A 19897-nucleotide genomic window follows, 5' to 3' on the forward strand; every position below is an offset into this window, starting at 1 on the left:
TTCCTTCCCACCTTCCCCAAGGTCTAAACACCGAATGCCAGAACTTCAGTGCCCTTGTGGTGGTGATCTATGTTATGTCAAGGATCTCTAAAGTCCGCACCGTAGGTGCGTTATGTTCATCCTGACCCGGGGAAAACCCAAAGGCGGTACGGCCCTGACCATCAAACTGACCAGTGCCCACAAAAAACCTTACCTGCTTATCGATCTGTCTTCCGGCGAAGAAGACCATTCTGTACTGGAGTGGGGAAGGGCCAACCACATCAAAATCCTTAATGTGGCCGGTCCCAGAGAAAGCGAATCACCCGGAATATATATAATCAGGCGGTTTGTTTTTTAAAGAAAGTGTTTCATAACGATTTTAGCGAACCACAGCCCTTGAGCCAGGGGACGGCCGGGATCATTCCTTTATGTTATCTCAACTACCGCTTGACATGTATGCATCAAACTGGCATATTTATGCATATCAGACAGTGAGGTTAAATACTATGAGAACAACACTCAATATCGAAGACAGCCTGATTGATCGAGCATCAAGAATGACGGGTATAAAGGAAAAGACCACATTGGTAAAGCTCGGGCTAGAGGCGCTCATAGCAAGAGAAAGCGGAAAGAGACTGGCGAAGCTGGGAGGTACCGAGAAACAGTTGAAGCACGTACCGAGGAGGCGGAGCATCTAAGTGGTTCTCGTTGATACATCAATCTGGGTATCCCATTTTCGGGAAACCCATGAAGGTTTGGTGAAACTACTTAACAAGGGAGAGGTCGCGTGCCATCCGTTTATCATAGGCGAACTCGCTTGCGGAAACCTCAAGAACAGAGCGGGCATCATCTCGCTTCTGGAGGCTCTACCAATGGCTTTTCTGGTAGAGCACGAAGAGGTCCTTGCTTTTATCGAAGCCCACAGTATCATGGGGAAAGGCTTGGGCTACGTAGATGTCCATCTTCTTGCCACCGCTCTCTTGACTGGAGCCTCTCTCTGGACGTTAGACAAGAAACTGGACAGTGCTGCTGAAGAACTCCTTTGCAGATATAGACAAAAGGATGTAGGGTGAGTGGAGTGAAACGGAACTCACCAATTTGGATTAAATGGCAGGACATTGGTGAGTTGTACTTCGTTCCACCCACCCTACGGGAATTTACAGCCAGCATAAGGAGGTGTCAATAAATAAAGGTAGCATCTATCATCGAGAAATGTTATGATTGCGTATTATGAGAGGTGCTATTACGCTCCAAGAAAAATTTGCAGATGTCTGGCCGCTATTAAATGAGCGGAGTCGGCGTCTGATGGCTGCCACGGAAGCGCGAGCCATCGGCTATGGCGGCGTATCGCAAGTTAGTCGCGCCTGCGGTTTATCACGCAAAGCCATCGCCAAGGGGATTGAGGAGATCGCGATGAAAGCTGTACTCTCCCCGGGACGTGTTCGCCGGTCGGGGGCGGGTCGAAAGGAGATCACCGTTCATGATCCCCGTCTATTGGATGCCTTGGATCGCCTGATCGAACCCGAAACGCGTGGAGATCCGGAATCCCCTCTGCGCTGGATATGCAAGAGCACCAGGACCTTGGCCACACAACTGACGCGACAGAACCATCCGGTCAGTCACGAAAAAGTAGCGCAGTTGCTTCATGACCAGGACTACAGCCTGCAAGGCAACCGCAAGACGGAAGAAGGTGACGATCATCCCGACCGGGACGCACAATTCCGCCACATCAATGCACAGACGAAACGTGCGCTGGCCACAGGAACGCCGGTCGTGTCCGTTGACACCAAGAAGAAAGAATTGCTCGGACAATATAAGAATCAGGGGCGACAATGGCTTCCTGCCAAAGATCCCCTCAAGGTAAACGGGCATGATTTCCCCGATCCGTCAGTGCCTCGCGCCTATCCTTATGGTGTGTATGACATCGGGCGCAATACGGGGTTTGTGAATGTCGGGACCGACCATGATACGGGAGCCTTTGCCGTGGCATCGATTCGGGGATGGTGGCGGCATGAAGGCCAGAAGTTGTATCCAACTGCGTACGAACTACTCATCACGGCAGATGGAGGTGGCAGCAACGGATCGCGACTGCGAATTTGGAAATTATCCCTACAGAAGCTGGCGGACGAAACGGGTCTTTCCATTTTGGTTTGTCACTTTCCTCCGGGTACGAGCAAATGGAACAAAGTTGAACACCGCTTGTTCTCATTCATCTCCTCGAACTGGCGCGGGGAATCCCTAATGGATTATGAGACCATCGTCAACCTGATCGCACGAACGACGACCGCCAAAGGCTTGAAAGTTACATGTCGTTTGGATCGCCGGAAATATCCGGTGGGCCGAAAGGTAAGCGACGAAGAAATGAAGCGTGTTAACCTGGAACGGCACAAGTTTCACGGTGATTGGAATTACACTATCCGACCCCAATCAACAAGAGTCACTTGATACCTTTATTTATTGACGATGCATAAGGTAGTCGAGCTTAAAGACAAACGTCCGAAGCCGTACCGGGTTGAGCGAGACGGGGCTTCTTGAACCGGGGGATGGCCGAGATCCTTCTCTGACCATCCATTTTCGACGAAGATTGAAGGCTTCTTCCTGTAATCTTCTTGCCTTCATTTTGAAAAAACGGAAGAGTTCAAACAATAATCAATGGAAAAATCAAAATATTTTTTAGTATTAGAAAAGGAAACGGCATCATTTGCCGAAATTTTGTATAGTTAGCGTGGAAAGTTAACCAGAAAGAGTGTATTTGTCCTATTTGTGGCATTAAACGGTTAGAATTTTGTCCAAACTGTAACTAAATCACTATTTTTTTTACATTAAAGAAAATTTTAGGTACATGTCGGGAAGACTACTTAATTGCAGTATTAGAGCCCAACCAACCCGTGCATTGGACTGCCCGCATGTTTGTGATGAGGATAGGTGCTGAGTTTTCAATTCGCAAAGCGAATCTCCCGGAGGGCCTCCGCTTTTTCATGCAGTCTCATTAGTAAGTGGTATTCCCCAGTCCATTCAACATAGTCCAGAGTTTCCGGTAATTCGTCGTTTTCAAAACGTTGAATGAATTCGGTGGTCGGAAGGCCGAATCGAGTCTCAAAGTTGCTCAAATTCTGTTCGGTGCGTTTGATATTGACTTAGAGCAAGCGCAATTCGTTTTGAAGGGCCGCCTCAACCAGCGGACGCAAAGGTCGCCGGTAAGATGAAACGAGCGTAAGTTCTTCCATGACCATTCCTTTTTATGCGGACCGGGTGCTACTCAAAGAGGGGACTGTCAGAAGGTTCCGGTGACTTTTAACAAGCGGGCTGAACCGTGACGGATATATGTCCCGGCTGTCCCTTGCTTCGTCGGGAGGACGGTTTAACGGTGACTTCTATATCCTGACCGAGTATTGTTAAAAATTCAATCAAACGGCCAACAGATATCGACACGGGGCGGCAGCGCATAAGCGCCGATACTTGCGCCTGTGTGGTGCCGAGAAGTTTGGCGGCTTCGGCCTGGGTTAGCCCCCGGTCTTTCAGGAGCCGGTAAATCTGAACCGTCAGCTTGGCCATAACAAGCTCCTGCTCCGAATGGGGGAACCCCAGATCGGCAAAAACATTACCACTGCTTTTTTCGTGATCGGTCGTCATATCAAAATCTCTTTATAGGTGTCGCCCCTGTGATCCTCGATCAGTTCTTGTCTGCCGAGTGGTCTGAGATACAACCTGGTGAACGTCTACAACAAAGGATGGAGAGACTAATAAGAGTCCATCCCCTGAGAACGGCAGATGCCTTTCAACTATCCGCCGCCTTAATATGGGGGAAGAATCCCCTAAGGACCAAGCGATCGTTTGCCTTGATCATAATTTGCGGGCGGCCATGCCTTTGGCCCAATTTATTTTCTTGAACCTGTCTTTTTCTTGTTTTATACTCTTCCCATCACAAGGCAAGTTCTAATCAAAAAATATCTTTATAAAGAAAAGAAGATTCGCACACCCCTTATGTCAGAAGAAATAGTTGGTTTACTGTCTCATATTGGAAGAAAAACAAAAAGAAACTTGTTAATCTCAGGTTTAATACTTGGTTTGTCAATTATTCCATCAATAATTCTCAGCCAACAGTCAAAAGAAGATATTAAATTCAGTGAAAGCACAGGGAAAATATCTCCACAAGCAGCTTCATATTCAATAACACAAGCAATTAATCCAGCGCAATACCGTTTTTACCATAAAGGAAAACACTTCATGTCTTTGATATATGAAGGAGGGATATATGACTTTAGACCTCATCCATCCGTAGATGAGCCAGATGCTTGGGGCTCTTCCTGGTATTTTCAGCCATTTCTTCCAGGAGCAGTCTTAAAAGATACAACAGTATCAAATGTCAATGCTGATTCTTCAGGAATCAATGTGACCGCATCTGGAAAAGTTTCATCATCCGCAAATCCATCGGGATATGGAAACTGGAACAGTATAATCAGTTTTTCTTTTAGTCCCTCTGAGCAAAAGATTAGTGGTGCAGGGAGTTTTACAATTTCTTTAGTCGGACTCTTGGCTGGAAAAGGAGATTTGAACTTATTTAAGATTGCTTCTAATAGGCTTGAAAATGTTCCTCTGTTGGGAGATGGATACGGAAATACTGGAGATATGAAACGAGTTGACATCATCTACAAAGACAAAAGATATGTTGTTTGGGATCCTCTTCAAACTCCTGGTTTTTTCCCTTCTGAAACAACAGACAGTTTATCCATAGATGTAGTGGGGGAATTTAATCATGTTGATCTCAAAAGAATGGGATATTCATTTGGAATAAATCCAATACAAAAACCAAGTTTAAAGGTTATCATTTCATCAAATAATCCGGGAGTTCCAATGATATTTGGAGGATTTTTCGATACAACAAAAAAACAGGATTTCACCGCAGACAATGTTGGAGTAACTCCATTGATTTTGCAGTCATCTCAATCAAAACACTATTCTTTTAATATTACATTTGAATCAACACCAAAAGAAAAGACCACAGCAGCAATTTTTTCGATTTTGTATTTGTTACTGGCCCCGTAGGAGCCATTAGTGGATCGCCGAATAGGCCTCACTTAAAGAAGCCCGAGGGTCTGGAATTTTACCTTTTACCACAACCCAGCGGCCTCGGGATATTCCCCCAGTTGAAAGAGGAGCCGGCCCAGGTTGAACCGGGCTACCGGGTGGGAGGGTTCTTTTTCTAAGAGGGTTTCGTAGGCTTCTTTGGCCTCATCAAACATATCGTACTGTTGATAGAGTTGGGCCAATCCGAAACGCGGGGCAACGGCCTGGGGATTGATTTCTATGGCCTTTTGGTAGACCCTGACGGCCTGGTGATAATCCCCTTCCCTTTCCAGGATATGAGCCGTCCGGATCAAAGCCTCGATGTTTCCCGGGTCAATTTCCAGGACCAGTCTGTACATCTGCTTGGCAGTGCCGAATCTTCCCATCTGTTCATAGACTTGTCCCAGGGAGTGGCAGGTTTCCTCGTGGTCCGGCCTTAGTCTGGCCGCTTCCAGGAAGCAACTCAAGGCCTCCTGATGATTCCCTTGCTGCAGAAAATCCGATCCCGAGTTAAAGAGGGTCTTATAGTCTCCCCGATTGCTGCGCCGGCCTTTCAGAGAATTCGTCCTTTTGAGAGCCAGTTGATTCATCAGGCGACCATTTCCCTTTCCGGCGGCTCCAGCCTTTTAAAGATGATGGAACGCAGTTCACTCCAGGTGGAAATTGGATCGGAGGGAGAGGAAGAAGTCGACTGGGAAAATTTTTTAATAGCCAGGAAGGCGGCCTGGCCGGCCATCTTCAACCGATCTTCCCGGGAGGCGGAAAGGGCCTGCTCGAATAACTGAGGAGGGAGATGGAGCCGTATCTTGAAGTTTCCGACCTGAATTTCCTCAAAAATTCTTTCAGGTGCCGGTGGGCTGCTTTCAGCGACTTCCGGCAAATAGAGTTGGCCGGAAGATTCGTCAGGAATTTCAGTTGATTTCAGGTCTTCGGGGATTGATCCGGCCGATTCATCCTCCGGATTAGACTTCAGGCCCTGACCCGATTCAGGACAAACGATTTCCTCGATCTTTTCCAGCCCGACCGGAAGAGAGATGTTTTCTCTTTCGTCAATCTTCAACCCATCTTCATTTTTCTTTTTAGACTTTCCCCGGGGGGCCGCCGTGAGGGTTATTTTTTCAAATTGCCGGCCAACCTGGTAAACCACCTGACCGTCGATCTGTTCCAGCCCGTGGGTCTCCCCGGCTTTTAAACTGAGTTTGGCGATCTTGTTGATCAAGCGAGGTACTCCCTGGTCCGAATATTTCCAGAACAGGGGATAGGTGTCTTCGGTAAAAATCGATCCGGTCGCCCCGGCCAACCTCAGACGGGTTTCCACATAAGTTCGGAGCTGCTCTATGGAGGCGATCTTCTCGATTCGGCTGTAGGTCCCGATCCGTTGAAAGAGATTGGCCCGCTTGGGATCCTCCAAACGCCGGGCCAGTTCGATCTGCCCGGCCAGGACCAGGGTAAAAAGATTCCGTCGATCATCCTGCATATTGGTCAGGAGTCTCAAGCTTTCCAGATTGGCCGGGGTAATGGCGTTGGCTTCATCGATCAGGAGGACGATCTTTTTCCCGGCATCGGCGGTTTGAAAAAGGAGTTTATTAAAAAGCTCCAGCAGGCCCGCTTTTTTCTTTTCATTACACGGACTCTCCGTCAATTGGCCGATGATCTCATTTAATAGTTGGATAAAAGAAATGCTCGGATTGGTGATCAAGGCCATCTGATACTTTTCCGGTGACAGGTTGTCGATGATAATGCGCAGGGACAGGGTCTTTCCCAGACCGACATCCCCGATAATTACCGCCAGGCATTCGTTCCCCTCCTCGATGGCAAATAAAGTCTCAGCAATGGCATTTTCCATAGAGGTATGGCACTCGGCATACATGGAGGGATCGGGGACATTGTCAAAAGGCGGTTTTTGAAGATGCCAATATTCAAAATACATACGATTTCCTCCGTTTCAATTCCTTAGTAACTAAAGAATATAATTCTACGCAAAATGGATAGAATTTCTTAAAGAACACGCCTTGGACCCGGACCAATTGAGGTTTTATTAACATGTTTTGTATATCCAAAATCTTGGTTCCGGCTGGTCCGGGTTGGGTAACTTCGAGGTTTATAAGAAAATCGATTTTTCATGCCGGGCCTTGACTCAAGGCTTCAATGATATCCTTAAGACAAAAACGCCTGAGGCGACCGATTTTATAGCTTTTGATCTTGTCCTTTTGAACCAGTCGGGTTAACAGGCTTTGGCTGATCTGCATCATCCGGCAGACTTGAAGCGGTTTGAGCATCATCAGGTTATGGTCCGGGTCGAGATGGAAATTAAACACAACAGAACCATCCTTCTCTTGGTGCAAGTTTAAGTTCAAAGTTTTGGGTGTTTCCGATCCCAGGAAGGGGAGGATTCCTCCTGATCGGATAATCCGGCTTTGCCAGGGAGTTAAATGCAAGGAAAGGACCGGCTCTTTTTTTGAATTAATTTCCTGGGAGGGACTGAACTTATTATTTCGGGAAACGGGCTCTTCCTCCGGGATAGGCAAGGGGGAGGGAAAAGGAACCCGAAGGCCTTGCTTTCTTCTTTTGACGATGCAAAATTTTTCCATGTTCCTCCAAAGGTACAGAGTAAGATCGCTGATCGTTGCCGGAGAACCAGTGCAGGAACAGAGGGCGACCGGTCTTATCTCAAAGCCGACCAGATGGACGGATTAAATTAACCATGGAAAATTGCAAGATAAGTGCCAGCCCAACCCCGATTAATTTAAATTTTTATTCCATGATTCCGACCCCTTACAAGGGGAAACGTTTTGGCATTCTCATGCCGTCCCTGGCGAAACAAAAAATGTCAAAATATAGCAAAAATTGTCGGAAATCATTACTCCTGAGTTCAAGAGGGGTGGCTGAGCGGGGATGCTATGAGGGTTCCTGGGCCTTTTTCTTTATCTCTCCCTGGAGGGAGACTATTTCTCTAACGAGTTTTGCCGGGCGGTATTTTTCTTTTTGGCGGAGGGATTTGGAGGGGCAGCTTTCCACACAGACGCCGCAATAGACACAAGCAAAAGGGTCGTAAACCCAGGTGGCCTTTTTCCGATCGACCTTGATACATTGGGAAGGGCATTTCACGGCGCAGATGGTGCAGAAGGTACATTCTTCCGCTACATTGAAGATTTCTCCCCGGACCCTTTCAAAAGGCTTCCGTTCCATCATGGGGTAGAGCCGTGTCGACTTGGTGGTAAAAAGATTCTCGATGATATTCGGGGTCATTCTAAACATGGCTTTTTGTCCTCCACCATACAGGAATTTCTTTATTTAATTCCATGGTTCTCCAACCTGAATTCTGACTCCTGGATTCTGGATTCCCAAGGTTTTTCATCTCTCCGTACAACTGACACAAGGATCGATCGACAAGACAATCATCGGGACATCTGAAAGGTGCATTCCCGGGAGCATAACGACCAGGGCCGGAAGGTTGGCAAAGGTGGGGGTCCTGATCCGGAGACGGTCCAGGAATTTTTCCCCTTTCCCCTTCAGGTAATAAACCAATTCTCCCCGGGGCTGTTCCACCCGGGTAACCATTTCCCCTTCCGGTTTCTCTTTCACCTTGACCGACAACTCCCCTTCCGGGACTTTCGGAATGGCCTGGCGGATGAGATCAATGGATTGATGGACTTCACGAAGGCGGACCTTCAGCCGGGCATAACCGTCCCCATCCCTTTCCACAACAGGCTGAAAATCAAGTTCATCGAAGGCGGCATATTTGAGGAGCCTCATGTCCTGGGCAATACCGCTGGCCCGGGCCGTGGGACCGACCAGTCCCAGTTCATAGGCCTGGTTTTGGTTGACGATTCCTTTTCCCACGGTGCGTTTTTTTACCGTGTAGTCATTGAGCAGGGTATTTTCCAGGGCCTTAAGTTCCCTTTCCACTTCGGTAAGGCCGGATTTGATCCATTGCATCTGCTCGGGCTCCAGATCCCTTCTGACTCCGCCGATAACATTGACCGAGATGATAATCCTGTTTCCGGCCGTTGCCTCATGGATATCCAGGATTTTTTCCCGGATCTTCCATAGTTGCATGAAAAGGCTTTCAAAACCAAAACTATCGGCAAAGAGGCCCAGCCAGAGGAGATGGCTGTGTATCCGGTGGAGTTCCGACCAGATGACCCGCAGGAATCTGGCCCGGCGGGGCACTTCCAGGCCGAGCATCTCTTCAATGCCCTGGCAAAAGCACATGGCATGGATCATAGAGCAGATCCCGCAGACCCGCTCCACCACCTGGACCATCTGATGCATATCCCGGATGGCTACCAACTTTTCCAATCCCCGGTGGACAAACCCGAAGGCAGGAACGACCTCCCGGATCACCTCGTCTTCAACGGTAAGCTTCAGATGGACCGGTTCGGGCAGAACCGGATGCTGGGGGCCGAAAGGTATAATGGTTTTAGGCATGGTCAATCCTGATAAAATAAAGGCGCAAGGCTCAAGGCGCAAGGCGCAGGGTGCAGGGTGCAAGGTGCAGGGCGTGAGGTGTGAGGGGTAAGGTGTAAATATTTTTCCTTGAGCCTTGAGCCTTGCGCCTTGAACCGGTCCTTTTTCACTTTTTTATTTCCCCCACTGCATAGGTGCATAAAGGGGCTTCCCTGACCTCCTCTTCAAGATAGAAGGTCCGATGGTAGTCAATGGGCAGGCCTTCAAAGCGCAGTCCAAAAAGGTCCTGGATTTCGTTTTCCACCAGGAAGGCCGCCAGATAGACCGGGGTTATGCTGGGGATGGGTTGATCCCGCGGTACGGTCAATCGCAGGTGGGTCATCTGATAGTTCCGATCAAAATGATACAGGATGTCCACCATGGCCTCATCATTTTCTACACAGGACAATGTCACAAAGCGATAGCCTTCGGCCTTGATCCTGGCCGTTTCCCCGACTACCTGCTCGGGAGTAATCGATACAATTGGATCTTGCATTGGAAATCCTTTGTCATATTCTATATCAGTCTGCCGGTTTGTAGCCGGCTCCACGAATTATAAAAATTGAATTAATACTACAGCGGATTTTTTGGCTGATGCGCCCCCTTATCCGTCATTCAGGCATGGTTTAAGCTTGTCCCCGACGTTTTTAATCGGGGAGCGGAATCCAGGGATTTTGATTTCTCATTTTCCTGAAAAACCTGGATTCCCGATAAAGACATTCGGGAATGACGGAAAAAGTGTCGCTGTAGTGTTAAGAAGGCTATAGGCAAAGGGATAAAGGTTAGCTTTTTTCCTGCTCCTTGTTTGCCTCTCGCCTCTTGCCTCGTGCCCCTTGCCCGTATTTTTCATTTTTCGCTTCAAACTCCTTCAAAGCCAGCACCACCCCATCGATGATAGCCTCCGGTTTGGGAGGGCATCCCGGCACATAAACATGAACCGGTATGACCTGATCCACGCCGCCCACCACGTTATAGGCCTCCCGGAAGATACCCCCCGATAAACCGCAGGCGCCGATGGCGACTACGATTTTGGGCTCGGGCATCTGTTGGTGGAGATTGACCAGGACTTTTTTGTTGCGGTGGTTAACCGTCCCGGTGACCAGCAGGAGGTCGGCATGCTTGGGGTTGCCCACATGGATAATGCCGAATCGTTCGACATCATAAACCGGGGTCAAACAGGCCAGGACTTCGATATCACAACCATTGCAACTCCCGCAGTCAAAATGGAGCAGCCAGGGCGATTTCATCCGTGAAATTTCAGTTATATTTTTAAAAATACCCATAAGGTACCTACCGACGAAGAAACAACCAGATCAGGTTGATTAAAGACAGGGTCAGACCAAGGCCCCAGGTAGAACCGAGCATCCAGCGCCAGGTCAACCGGGCCGTGGTATTATCCACCAGAATTTCCGCCAAAAACAGGCCCAACGCCACGATCAGCATGCCGATCCAACTGGTGGCCCAAAAAAGGCTGCAAAAACCCAGAAAAAGTACCACCTCATACCAATGGCCGAGTTCGATCAAGGCCAGATAAGGGCCGGAATAATCGGTCGTCAATCCCTTAACCAGTTCCTGGTGGGCGTGATGCGAGGTGGAAAGATCAACCGGGGATTTTCGGAGCTTTACCAGCAGAGCATACCCGGTAACCAGGAATAAAAAAGGGAGCCGCATCAGCAGGGGTTGTTCCCAATCCAGGACGGCTTCGATTTTAAAACTCCCGGTCTCCAGATAAATTCCGATAATGGCCAGGATCAGGAGCGGTTCATAAGAAAGGATCTGGAGCAATTCCCGGTGGGCCCCCACCTGGCTGTAGGGCGAAGTCGAGGTCAGTGCCCCCACCACCAGAAAGATGGCCCCAACGGCCTGGATAAACAAAATCAACAACAGGTCGGACCCCAGGATAAAAAGGCCAACAGAGATGGAGGCGGCAGCCACATAACAGTTGACACAAAAGGCCTGCCAGACATTGACTACCATCTTTTCCTTCCTGAGAAGCTTGATCAAATCATAGAAGGGTTGGAGCAAAGGCGGGCCGATGCGCGATTGTAACCGGGCCGTCAGGATCCGGTCCAGCCCCATCAACAAGCCCCCCAGAAAGGGTGCGGTTATCAGGGCGCCAATCAGTAAGGCGGTTTTGTAGATCATAAGGCCCCTCCCAAGAGAAGGGTGAGCAAGATGCCGGCCCCCAGGTTGATCCAGCCGGTGAGCCGTGTTTCACTGAAGATATGGGAAAGGTAATAATTCCTGGCCTCGGCCGGTATGAGTTGATTCATGGGACCTCGAAAAACCCCAGATTCGCCGGTCTCCAGCCCCCCCAGATAGGAAGGGGCGATCCGGGCTTTGGCCGTTCCTTTGAGAAACCAAATAGAGACCAGAAAGCCCAAAATGGCTATCAGGGACAGGGGAAAGACCGGAAAGATCCCATAACCGTTCTCCAGGATTCCATTATAGGTTTGGTAGGGGGGGGAATAGCCGCGGATCATATCGGCCAAGAAAAGCCACTGATAGATCCAGGGGACGGCCAGGCTTAAACCCCCGGCTCCGATGGCCAAAGACCCAAGGGCCGTCCAGGTCAGAAGGGGCTGGCGCTCCGGTTTGAATCTCCCGGCAAAGGGGTCGCTCATCAAAGTGCCGGCCCAGCGGGCCCAATACATAACGGTCAGGGCGCTGCCGGTGGCCAGCAGGATGATCAGGTAGATGTTTTTGGCGGCGGCCTCAATAGTCATCCATTTGGAAAGCAGCAGGCCGAAGGGAGGCATGAGCATCATGATCACGCCGAAAACCGTGATCAGGGCGGTCAGAGGCATTTTGGCGTAGAGACCGCGCATGTCTTCTATATCCCGGCTGGCGATATGTTGTTCAATCGTCCCGACGCATAAAAACAACTGGGCCTTGATCAGGGCGTGGAAGAGGATCAACAATACCCCGGCGGTAAAGGCTTCCGGCGTATTGATCCCGGCGCAGGCAAAGATGAGACCGAGATTACTGATCGTGGAGTAGGCCAGGACCTTTTTGCCGTTGCTTTGCCCCACGGCCAGGGCTGCGGCCGAAAGAAAGCTGAAGCAGCCCAAAAGGGCCACACACTGACCCAAAAAGGTATTTTGCAGGGCCGGGGTAAATCGGAGGATCAGATAGACTCCGATTTTGACCATGGTGCTGGAGTGGAGCAGGGCCGAGACCGGTGTCGGGGCCACCATGGCCCCCAGGAGCCAGCTTTGAAAGGGGAATTGGGCCGACTTGACAAAAGCGGCTACTGCGATGAGGGCCAGGGCCACCAGATAGTAGCCGACGGCCGGGGGCAGCAGTATGATGCGCTGCATATCCGTGGAATGGAATTCATTCAGGATGAGAGCCAGGGCCAGGGCCAGGGCTACCCCTCCCAGGCTGTTCATCCAGAGGGCCCGGACGGCGTTGTGAACGGCCACCTCGGTCCGGTCGTGGCGGATCAAAAGAAAAGAACAGAGGGTGGTGACCTCAAAAAAGAAGTACAGGACCAGCAGGTCATTGGACAGAACCAGGCCGTTCATGGCCCCTAAAAACAAAAGCATAACGAAAAAGAATCCAGGCTGTCTGGATGGTCCCTGAAGAAGATGTTCTTCGTGGTTTTTCATATAGGGAATGGCCTGAAAGGTGATCAGAGAGCCGATTACGGAGATGATCAGGATCATTAGAAGAGATAAGTTGTCGGCGTAAAAAACCGGACCGGTCGGTTCCTTCGGGAGAAGGAAAAAATCGATCAGGAAAATCAGGATCAGTTGTAAAAGGGAAAATATTTTTACGAGGAAGCTTTTATGTTTGAACCCGAAATAAAGAAAGATCAAGGGTAACAGAAAATCCCCCACCTTAAGCAGGGCGTGGAGGTTAAACCCGAGAAGGGTGTCCGGTGTAAAGGTGAAAGGGCAATAAGGGATAAGCAGGAAGGCCGAGACCATCAGCAGACCGCCGGAAACCAGAATAAAAATATTCCGCAGGGTCGGAATCGGCACCAGGTAACAAAGGAAGGCGGAACCAAAAGGTAGAAGGATAAGGATAGCGGTCAGGGTTTCCATCTTTTTTCCTTCCGGGGTCTATGAGTTGTTTGTCTGGAGGGGTTCACCAAAGGGGAGACCCCTTCAACCTATATCTTATGGGGCGACCATCCGCCCCGGAAATTATTTGTTAAAGCTAAGCATCAAGATTCATGCCAGCCATAAAAAAAATTTAAAAAGAACGGGGTATAAAAATTGATAATAAATTCAAAGATAAAAGAATTTTGAACCGGTGGCTATTAAAGCTGCTTTGGGAAAAGGTGTCAAAGATTTTTACCATTTGTAAAAAAACAAGAGACATGATAACGTTTCGGCGGAGAGGTCAAAAAGAATCAATCGGCCGCAGATTCGGACTGGAGGGGACAATGAAGGAGATCAAAAACGTGGCGGTCCTTGGAGCCGGTGCGATGGGTGCATTCTACGCATCCAAGTTTTTCGATGCCTCTGGTTTCTCAACGGTATTAGTGGCCCGGGATCAACGGTATGATCACCTGAAAGCAGAAGGTCTGGTAATCAATGGGCAGCACTATTCGATTCCGGTCGTTCACCCTGATGAGGGCGTCCCGCCCGCCGATCTTATCCTCGTGGCGCTCAAAAACCACCACCTCCCGGCCGCAGTCCATGATTTGAAAAACCTGGTCGGCGGCCAAACGATTCTTATCTCGGTAATGAATGGGCTTGACAGCGAAGAAACCCTCGGCTCCGTCTATGGCCTGGATAAGGTGCTCTATGCCATTGCCGTGGGAATTGACGCCGTTCGTCAGGGAAACTCGGTCACCTATACCAATCCGGGCAAAATCTATTTTGGTGAGGGTGATAATTCCATCCCGAGTAACCGGGTTTTGGATGTCCGGAGGGCCCTTGGGCGTGCCGGAATCGTATCTGAAATACCTGCCGACATGAACCGTATGCTATGGTGGAAGTTCATGATTAACGTGGGGGTCAACCAGGCTTCGGCCGTGATGCGGGTTCCCTACGGCGTCTTTCAGACGTCGCCGGACGCCCAGACATTGATGGAAACGCTGATGCGCGAGGTCCTGGTTCTGGCCCGGCAGGTCGGCGTAAACCTGGGGGAGCAGGATATCAAGGAGTGGTCCGCCGTCCTCAAAACCCTATCCCCCCAAGGCAAGACATCGATGCTGCAGGATATTGAGGCGGGACGTAAAACGGAGGTCGAGTCTTTTGCCGGAAAGGTGGTTGATCTGGGCAAGCATTACGGCCTGCCCACACCGGCGAACCAAGTTCTATTGAACATCATCCATGTCTTGGAGCAATTCAGGGCTTGATATAAAGGGTCTCTTCAATCTGTTGCTGCATCTCCTGAATCAGGACCTCCGGGTCCGGGGCCTGGCGGATAGGACGGCCGACAACGATATGATCGGCGCCGTTTAAAAAGGCCGATTTGACATCGACAATCCTTTTTTGATCGTCCGGGCGATTCTCCACCGGTCTGACCCCGGGGACGACGATAAAAAATTTCGCCCCCAACGCTTCTCTGATTTTCGGGGCTTCCAGGCCGGAGGCCACCACACCGTCACAACCCACCTGTAAGGCCCGACGCGCCCGGGAAAGGACCAGTTCTTCCGGGGAACATTGGAATCCCAAATCGTTTAAGTCCCCTTGATCGAGACTGGTCAGGACCGTGACCGCCAGGATTTTCACCTCGCCCTTGGCCTCGGCGGCCGCTTTCAACATGGCGTCGTTGCCGTGGACCGTGGTATAGGTGATGCCCCGTCCATGCAATTGCTTCACGGCCGAGGAGACCGTTTGGGGGACATCAAAAAATTTCAGGTCCAGCATCACTTCCAGGTCCCGTTTGACGATCCAATCTACGATCGAAAATCCGCCGCCTAAAAAAAGTTGCAATCCTACTTTGAAGAATCTAACTTGGCCTTCCAGTTTTTCCACCCAACCCTGGGCCTCGGCGGGGGTGCTGACGTCCAGGGCAAAAATGATGCGTTTGTTAAGAGGTATCGATTTTGTGTTCTCAGCCATGAGGTATCCTTATTCCTAAAGGGTCAAAAATCATGATGGGCACAAGGCTCAGGGCGCAAGGTGCAAGGAGAACCCTCATACCCGAACCTTGAACCTTGTGCCTTGCACCTTATACCTTTCTTTCATCATCCATACCTGCCGGTAATATAATCATTGGTCCGTTCATCCTGGGGTTTGGTGAAGATCCGGCCGGTGGGGCCGAATTCGATCAGGTCCCCCAGGAGCATAAAACCGGTTTCTTCGGAGATCCGGGCGGCCTGCTGCATATTGTGGGTCACGATGACGATGGTAAAATTCTCCTTGAGGGCCAGCATCAGGTTTTCGATCTTTTCCGTGGCCATGGGATCCAGAGCTGAACAGGGTTCGTCCATCAGGATTATGCGGGATTGAAGGGCTATAATGCGGGCAAAACAGAGCCTTTGCTGTTGTTCCAGGGTCAAACCCAAGGCCGATTGTTTAAGCTTGTCTTTCAAGGTTTCCCAGAGGCCGACAGCCGACAGGGCTTTATAGGCGATCTCTTCCCACTTCCATTTTTTCGAAGGAAGCTGGCCATGGATCTTCAGGCCGAAGGTGACATTTTCCAAAATGGAAAGGGGGAAGGGATTGGGCCGCTGGAAGACCATTCCCACTTCTTTACGGAGCTGAATCAAATTGGTCCCCGGGGCATAAATATTCTGTTCCCCGATGAGGACCTGCCCTTCGATGCGAACGCCTTCAATCAGTTCATTCATCCGGTTCAAACAGCGCAGCAAAGTGGATTTACCGCACCCCGAGGGGCCGATCAGGGCGGTAATGGTCTTTTCCTTAAAAAAGGAAGATACGCCTTTCAGGGCATGGAATGAACCATAATACAAATCCAGATTTTGGATGGTGATGGCAGGCAAAACGCTTTCCCCTTAACCGAATCTTCCGGAGACGTAGTCTTCGGTTCGTTTATTCGACGGGTTGGTAAAAATTTTATCCGGGGGGCCGTATTCAATCAATTCCCCCATCAGGAAAAAGGCCACCTTATCCGAAATGCGGGCCACCTGTTTGGTATTGTTGCTGACCAGGATAATCGTGTAATCCTCTTTGAGGGTCCGGAGGGCCTCCTCGATCTTGGCCGTGGAGATCGGGTCAAGGCCCGAGGTCGGCTCATCCAGAAGGATGACCTCGGATTGCATGGCCAGGGTCCGGGCAATGCACAGGCGTTGCTGCTGACCCCCTGAAAGGTTCAGTGCCGATTCAAAGAGGCGGTCTTTAACTTCATCCCAAAGGATGGCGGCCCGGAGGCTGTGCTCGACCCGTTCATTCAGGACACGACGGTCTTTAAGGCCGTGCATCCGGGGGCCGAAGGTCAGGTTCTCATAAATGGAACGGGGCAGGGGGATTGGTTTTGCAAAGACCATGCCCACCCTGGCCCGGAGGTTATTGACATCATAACCGGGCATCAGGATATCGTCCCCATCCAACAGGACCTGACCCCGAATCAGGATGCCGGGGATCAGATCGGTTAACCGATTCAAGATGCGCAATAAGGTGCTTTTTCCACTATTGGAAGGCCCCATGATCCCGGTTATTTTATTTTTCGGGATATCCAGGGAGATGGATTGAAGCGCCGGTTCCTTTCCGTATAAAACCGTCAGGTTCTTTATGGTGATTTTCGGGTCATCAGGGTTTGTCATATTTTATATTCCGAAATCCGCAATCCAAAATCGAAATCAGGAGTACCTTTTCATAAGAAACCGCATAGTTAAGTAGGCACTGATGTTAATGATCAAAATAAGCAGGACCAGGATAGCCGCGGTTCCATAGGCCATAGGCATGGAAATCCCTTCCCGGGCCAAAATATAGAAATGGACGGCCATGGTTCGACCGGATTCAAAGATGGAATTCGGAAACCGCAAGGAAGATCCGGCTGTAAAAATAATTACCGCCGTTTCACCAATGGAGCGGGCGATACTCAAGACAATGCCGGTTACAATCCCGGGAAGGGCCGCCGGCAAAACCACCCGGGTGATGGTCCTCCATTTGCCTACCCCCAGAGAAAAGGCGACTTCCCGATATTCCTGAGGCACGGCCAGGATCGATTCCTCTGAAGTCCGGATAATCGTTGGGAGGAGCATGGTTGAAAGGGTCAGCCCGCCGGAGAGCAAACTCCACCCCCAGCCGAAGGCCATAACAAAGATGGCAAATCCAAAAAGACCGAGAATGATGGAGGGTATGCCGGCCAGGCATTCGGTCCCAAAACGAATGATCCTGGTAACTATTCCTTCACGGGTGTATTCGGTCAGATAAATGGCCGTTCCTAATCCCAGGGGGGTGGCGAAGAACAGGGCGATCCCGATCAGATAGATGGTACTGACGATGGTGGCCAGAATGCCGCCCGAGCGGCCCATGTCAACAGGATTGGTGGAAAGGAAGGCCCAGGAAATCTGGGGGAGCCCATTAATGAATATGAAAAAAATGATAAAAAGCAAAATGCCGATAGTCAGACCGGTCAGGATCCAGAGCAGGGTTTTTACCATTTTTTGAGTTATAATGGGATTAAGGCGCATTATTTTTTCCGCATCAAAAGATTGGCCAGGACGTTAAGGGCCATAATAAAAACAAATAAGACAATACCGGCTGCAAAAAGGGCCGTGCGATGATCGCCGGCCGAATAGCCCATTTCCAGGGCAATAGTGCTGGTCAGCGTTCGGACCGGATCCAGAATGGAGCGGGGTATCTTCAGGGCATTTCCGGCCACCATAATGACCGCCATGGTCTCTCCAATGGCCCGGGCCATACCCAGGATGATAGCCGTCACTACCCCGGACCGGGCGGCCGGGAGAAGGACCAGATGGATGGCCTGCCAATGAGTGGCCCCCATGGCCAGGGCCCCTTCTTTGTATAAAAGAGGGACAGCCTGAATGGCATCAATGGAAATGCTGGTGATGGTCGGAAGGATCATAATGGCCAGTATGATGGAGGATGCCAAAAGAGATAGACCGGGTCCACCGAGATATTCGCGGATTATGGGGACCAATAAAACAACCCCCAAAAATCCGAAAACAACCGAAGGGATGCCGGCCAGGAGTTCAATGGTCGGCTTTAAGAAGACCAGCCAGCGGGGAGGACAAAACTCGGCCAGGGTAATGGCACAGGCCAGGGCCAGGGGTACCCCCAGAATGATGGCCCCGATGGTTACGGCCAGAGAAGAAATGATCATGGAAAGGATCCCAAAATGGCTTTTGGTCGGGGCCCATTTGGCACTGAAAAGGAAGTCTTTCAGGCCCGCCTTTAAAATGAGGGGAAACCCTTCCTTAAAAATGAAGATCGTAATGAGAAGCAGGAGACCAATTGCGGAAAACGCCAGGAGGGTGAGGACCTTTTCGATGATTTTCTCTTGCATGCTAACGGATTCCTACCAGGCCTTCTTTCTCCAAAATTTGTTGACCCTCCGGGCTTAAAACAAAATTGACAAATTGTCGGCCCAGGCCTGTCGGCTGGCTGGGAAGAACGAAGATGAACGGCCGGGTCAAGGTATAAAGATTACTTTTAATAGTCGTCGCGGAAGGGTATATGGAATTGACAGCAATGGTTTTGACTTGATGGTTCACGATACCAAAGGAGATATAGCCGATAGATTGGGGATTATTAGCAATAATTTCCCGGACTGACCCGTTGGAATCCTGGACCAGGGCCTCATCGGAAATTTCCCCTTTTTTCATTACCAGGCTTTCAAAGGCATCCCGGGTTCCGGAACCTTCTTCGCGATTGACAAAATAAATCGGTTTGTCCACCCAGCCTACCTGGGACCAGGAACGGATTTTGCCGGAAAAAATACCCTGTAATTCTTTGAGGGTTAAGTTTTTAACCGGATTCTGCGGGTGGACAATTATAGCGATTCCGTCTTTGGCGATAATTATTTTTGTTAAATCATTTTCATCGGCATGAAGCTCTCGGGAAGAGGTTCCGATTTGAGCGGCCTTTTCCCGGCAGGCCTTGATCCCTGCCGTCGACCCCCCGCCCTGGACATTGATGACGACCTGATGATTGACCTCCATATAGATTTCGGCCAGTTTTTCGGCAAAGGGCTGGACGGAGGTGGAACCGGCGATGGTCAGGGAATGAGCCCGGGTGGAGCTTTTTGAAGAACAGCCCAGGGATATGAAACACATCAATAAAATAAGCCCGAAAAAGGCCCGAAACCATGCCATACTAAAATCGCTCAATTTGAATGAATGTAATTAGAAATAATGGGGAGCCCCAAAGTCAGGTCAGAGGGCTTCTTAAATCTGGTGCGCCCGGCCCGACTCGAACGGGCGGCCTGCGGATTCGAAGTCCGACGCTCTATCCGACTGAGCTACGGGCGCACGAAAGGTACCATACTAAAAAACGGTTTCAAATTCAAGAAA

At 50.0% G+C, this 19897-nt stretch carries 21 protein-coding genes, 1 tRNA gene and 1 pseudogene; 6 read left to right on the forward strand and 17 right to left on the reverse strand.

Translation table 11 applies throughout. The features are described from left to right. Positions 1 to 112 precede the first annotated feature (112 nt). The 4 genes and pseudogenes from HY879_14975 to HY879_14990 all read left to right on the forward strand — a co-directional run bounded on the left by HY879_14975 (position 113) and on the right by HY879_14990 (position 2424). A pseudogene (locus HY879_14975) lies at positions 113 to 337 on the forward strand (molybdenum cofactor carrier). A 148-nt stretch (positions 338 to 485) separates the two neighbouring features. After that, a complete protein-coding gene (locus tag HY879_14980) occupies positions 486 to 677 on the forward strand; it encodes a type II toxin-antitoxin system VapB family antitoxin (protein MBI5604641.1) in 192 nt (63 codons plus the stop codon). Continuing rightward, positions 678 to 1052 carry a type II toxin-antitoxin system VapC family toxin gene (locus tag HY879_14985; protein ID MBI5604642.1) on the forward strand — a complete coding sequence of 125 codons (375 nt, stop codon included), beginning with the start codon at positions 678 to 680 and terminating at the stop codon, positions 1050 to 1052. Positions 1053 to 1209: 157 nt separating this feature from the next. Continuing rightward, positions 1210 to 2424 (forward strand): ISAzo13 family transposase, encoded by a 1215-nt coding sequence (locus HY879_14990; GenBank protein ID MBI5604643.1) that lies wholly within the window; start codon positions 1210 to 1212, stop codon positions 2422 to 2424. 849 nt (positions 2425 to 3273) lie between these two features. Here HY879_14990 and HY879_14995 read toward each other — a convergent pair. Beyond that, the gene (locus tag HY879_14995; GenBank protein ID MBI5604644.1) at positions 3274 to 3612 is read right to left on the reverse strand and encodes an XRE family transcriptional regulator; all 339 of its coding nucleotides are present in this window, start codon (positions 3610 to 3612) and stop codon (positions 3274 to 3276) included. A 351-nt stretch (positions 3613 to 3963) separates the two neighbouring features. On the opposite strand from HY879_14995, the gene HY879_15000 reads away from it, so the two are divergent. Further along, complete coding sequence (locus tag HY879_15000) at positions 3964 to 5025, forward strand: hypothetical protein (GenBank protein MBI5604645.1); 1062 nt, start codon at positions 3964 to 3966, stop codon at positions 5023 to 5025. 65 nt (positions 5026 to 5090) lie between these two features. On the opposite strand, the gene HY879_15005 is transcribed toward HY879_15000, so the two are convergent. From HY879_15005 to HY879_15045, 9 genes are all read right to left on the reverse strand, one after another. Beyond that, positions 5091 to 5636: a tetratricopeptide repeat protein gene (locus HY879_15005; protein ID MBI5604646.1), complete on the reverse strand. Its 546-nt coding sequence runs from the start codon at positions 5634 to 5636 to the stop codon at positions 5091 to 5093. Then, complete coding sequence (locus HY879_15010) at positions 5636 to 6976, reverse strand: AAA family ATPase (GenBank protein ID MBI5604647.1); 1341 nt, start codon at positions 6974 to 6976, stop codon at positions 5636 to 5638. Before HY879_15010 ends, HY879_15005 begins: the two co-directional genes overlap by 1 nt. Before the next feature lie 190 nt (positions 6977 to 7166). Continuing rightward, the gene (locus HY879_15015) at positions 7167 to 7364 is read right to left on the reverse strand and encodes a helix-turn-helix domain-containing protein (GenBank protein MBI5604648.1); all 198 of its coding nucleotides are present in this window, start codon (positions 7362 to 7364) and stop codon (positions 7167 to 7169) included. A gap of 580 nt (positions 7365 to 7944) precedes the next feature. Beyond that, positions 7945 to 8304 carry a 4Fe-4S binding protein gene (locus HY879_15020; GenBank protein MBI5604649.1) on the reverse strand — a complete coding sequence of 120 codons (360 nt, stop codon included), beginning with the start codon at positions 8302 to 8304 and terminating at the stop codon, positions 7945 to 7947. 96 nt (positions 8305 to 8400) lie between these two features. Continuing rightward, positions 8401 to 9477, reverse strand: a complete 1077-nt coding sequence (locus HY879_15025; protein ID MBI5604650.1) for a nickel-dependent hydrogenase large subunit — start codon at positions 9475 to 9477, stop codon at positions 8401 to 8403. 145 nt (positions 9478 to 9622) lie between these two features. After that, positions 9623 to 9991 (reverse strand): NADH-quinone oxidoreductase subunit C, encoded by a 369-nt coding sequence (locus HY879_15030; GenBank protein ID MBI5604651.1) that lies wholly within the window; start codon positions 9989 to 9991, stop codon positions 9623 to 9625. Between the two features lie 286 nt (positions 9992 to 10277). Continuing rightward, a complete protein-coding gene (locus HY879_15035) occupies positions 10278 to 10778 on the reverse strand; it encodes an NADH-quinone oxidoreductase subunit B family protein (GenBank protein ID MBI5604652.1) in 501 nt (166 codons plus the stop codon). 7 nt (positions 10779 to 10785) lie between these two features. After that, a complete protein-coding gene (locus HY879_15040) occupies positions 10786 to 11640 on the reverse strand; it encodes an NADH-quinone oxidoreductase subunit H (GenBank protein MBI5604653.1) in 855 nt (284 codons plus the stop codon). Then, positions 11637 to 13544: an NADH-quinone oxidoreductase subunit L gene (locus HY879_15045; GenBank protein ID MBI5604654.1), complete on the reverse strand. Its 1908-nt coding sequence runs from the start codon at positions 13542 to 13544 to the stop codon at positions 11637 to 11639. The genes HY879_15040 and HY879_15045 overlap by 4 nt, the downstream gene beginning before the upstream one ends. A gap of 344 nt (positions 13545 to 13888) precedes the next feature. Here HY879_15045 and HY879_15050 point away from each other — a divergent pair, with 344 nt between their 5' ends. Next, positions 13889 to 14809 (forward strand): ketopantoate reductase family protein, encoded by a 921-nt coding sequence (locus tag HY879_15050; GenBank protein ID MBI5604655.1) that lies wholly within the window; start codon positions 13889 to 13891, stop codon positions 14807 to 14809. Here HY879_15050 and pyrF read toward each other — a convergent pair. The 7 genes from pyrF to HY879_15085 form a co-directional block, all read right to left on the reverse strand. Beyond that, positions 14799 to 15518, reverse strand: coding sequence for an orotidine-5'-phosphate decarboxylase (gene pyrF / locus HY879_15055; GenBank protein ID MBI5604656.1), 720 nt, complete (start codon positions 15516 to 15518; stop codon positions 14799 to 14801). The two genes, HY879_15050 and pyrF, sit on opposite strands and share 11 nt — an antisense overlap. Before the next feature lie 125 nt (positions 15519 to 15643). Beyond that, positions 15644 to 16402 (reverse strand): phosphate ABC transporter ATP-binding protein, encoded by a 759-nt coding sequence (pstB, locus tag HY879_15060; GenBank protein MBI5604657.1) that lies wholly within the window; start codon positions 16400 to 16402, stop codon positions 15644 to 15646. 12 nt (positions 16403 to 16414) lie between these two features. Continuing rightward, entirely contained in the window at positions 16415 to 17182 is a 768-nt protein-coding gene (gene pstB / locus HY879_15065) for a phosphate ABC transporter ATP-binding protein (protein ID MBI5604658.1), read from the reverse strand. A gap of 36 nt (positions 17183 to 17218) precedes the next feature. Beyond that, the gene (gene pstA, locus HY879_15070; protein MBI5604659.1) at positions 17219 to 18058 is read right to left on the reverse strand and encodes a phosphate ABC transporter permease PstA; all 840 of its coding nucleotides are present in this window, start codon (positions 18056 to 18058) and stop codon (positions 17219 to 17221) included. Beyond that, positions 18055 to 18891 (reverse strand): phosphate ABC transporter permease subunit PstC, encoded by an 837-nt coding sequence (pstC, locus tag HY879_15075; protein MBI5604660.1) that lies wholly within the window; start codon positions 18889 to 18891, stop codon positions 18055 to 18057. Before pstC ends, pstA begins: the two co-directional genes overlap by 4 nt. Before the next feature lies 1 nt (position 18892). Then, positions 18893 to 19699 (reverse strand): phosphate ABC transporter substrate-binding protein, encoded by an 807-nt coding sequence (locus tag HY879_15080; protein ID MBI5604661.1) that lies wholly within the window; start codon positions 19697 to 19699, stop codon positions 18893 to 18895. 79 nt (positions 19700 to 19778) lie between these two features. Continuing rightward, a tRNA-Arg gene (locus tag HY879_15085) sits at positions 19779 to 19855 on the reverse strand. Between the last annotated feature and the right edge of the window lie 42 nt (positions 19856 to 19897).

The sequence above is a fragment of the Deltaproteobacteria bacterium genome (assembly GCA_016219225.1).
Classification (GTDB): Bacteria; Desulfobacterota; RBG-13-43-22; order RBG-13-43-22; family RBG-13-43-22; genus RBG-13-43-22.

Bases quoted from the DNA above. Each gene is read 5' to 3' on its own strand.
- HY879_14980 (MBI5604641.1), top strand. From the start codon at position 486: ATGAGAACAACACTCAATATCGAAGACAGCCTGATTGATCGAGCATCA.
- HY879_14990 (MBI5604643.1), top strand. From the start codon at position 1,210: ATGAGAGGTGCTATTACGCTCCAAGAAAAATTTGCAGATGTCTGGCCG.
- HY879_14995 (MBI5604644.1), bottom strand. From the start codon at position 3,612: ATGACGACCGATCACGAAAAAAGCAGTGGTAATGTTTTTGCCGATCTG.
- HY879_15000 (MBI5604645.1), top strand. From the start codon at position 3,964: ATGTCAGAAGAAATAGTTGGTTTACTGTCTCATATTGGAAGAAAAACA.
- HY879_15005 (MBI5604646.1), bottom strand. From the start codon at position 5,636: ATGAATCAACTGGCTCTCAAAAGGACGAATTCTCTGAAAGGCCGGCGC.
- HY879_15010 (MBI5604647.1), bottom strand. From the start codon at position 6,976: ATGTATTTTGAATATTGGCATCTTCAAAAACCGCCTTTTGACAATGTC.
- HY879_15020 (MBI5604649.1), bottom strand. From the start codon at position 8,304: ATGTTTAGAATGACCCCGAATATCATCGAGAATCTTTTTACCACCAAG.
- HY879_15025 (MBI5604650.1), bottom strand. From the start codon at position 9,477: ATGCCTAAAACCATTATACCTTTCGGCCCCCAGCATCCGGTTCTGCCC.
- HY879_15030 (MBI5604651.1), bottom strand. From the start codon at position 9,991: ATGCAAGATCCAATTGTATCGATTACTCCCGAGCAGGTAGTCGGGGAA.
- HY879_15035 (MBI5604652.1), bottom strand. From the start codon at position 10,778: ATGGGTATTTTTAAAAATATAACTGAAATTTCACGGATGAAATCGCCC.
- HY879_15040 (MBI5604653.1), bottom strand. From the start codon at position 11,640: ATGATCTACAAAACCGCCTTACTGATTGGCGCCCTGATAACCGCACCC.
- HY879_15045 (MBI5604654.1), bottom strand. From the start codon at position 13,544: ATGGAAACCCTGACCGCTATCCTTATCCTTCTACCTTTTGGTTCCGCC.
- HY879_15050 (MBI5604655.1), top strand. From the start codon at position 13,889: ATGAAGGAGATCAAAAACGTGGCGGTCCTTGGAGCCGGTGCGATGGGT.
- pyrF (MBI5604656.1), bottom strand. From the start codon at position 15,518: ATGGCTGAGAACACAAAATCGATACCTCTTAACAAACGCATCATTTTT.
- pstB (MBI5604658.1), bottom strand. From the start codon at position 17,182: ATGACAAACCCTGATGACCCGAAAATCACCATAAAGAACCTGACGGTT.
- pstC (MBI5604660.1), bottom strand. From the start codon at position 18,891: ATGCAAGAGAAAATCATCGAAAAGGTCCTCACCCTCCTGGCGTTTTCC.
- HY879_15080 (MBI5604661.1), bottom strand. From the start codon at position 19,699: ATGGCATGGTTTCGGGCCTTTTTCGGGCTTATTTTATTGATGTGTTTC.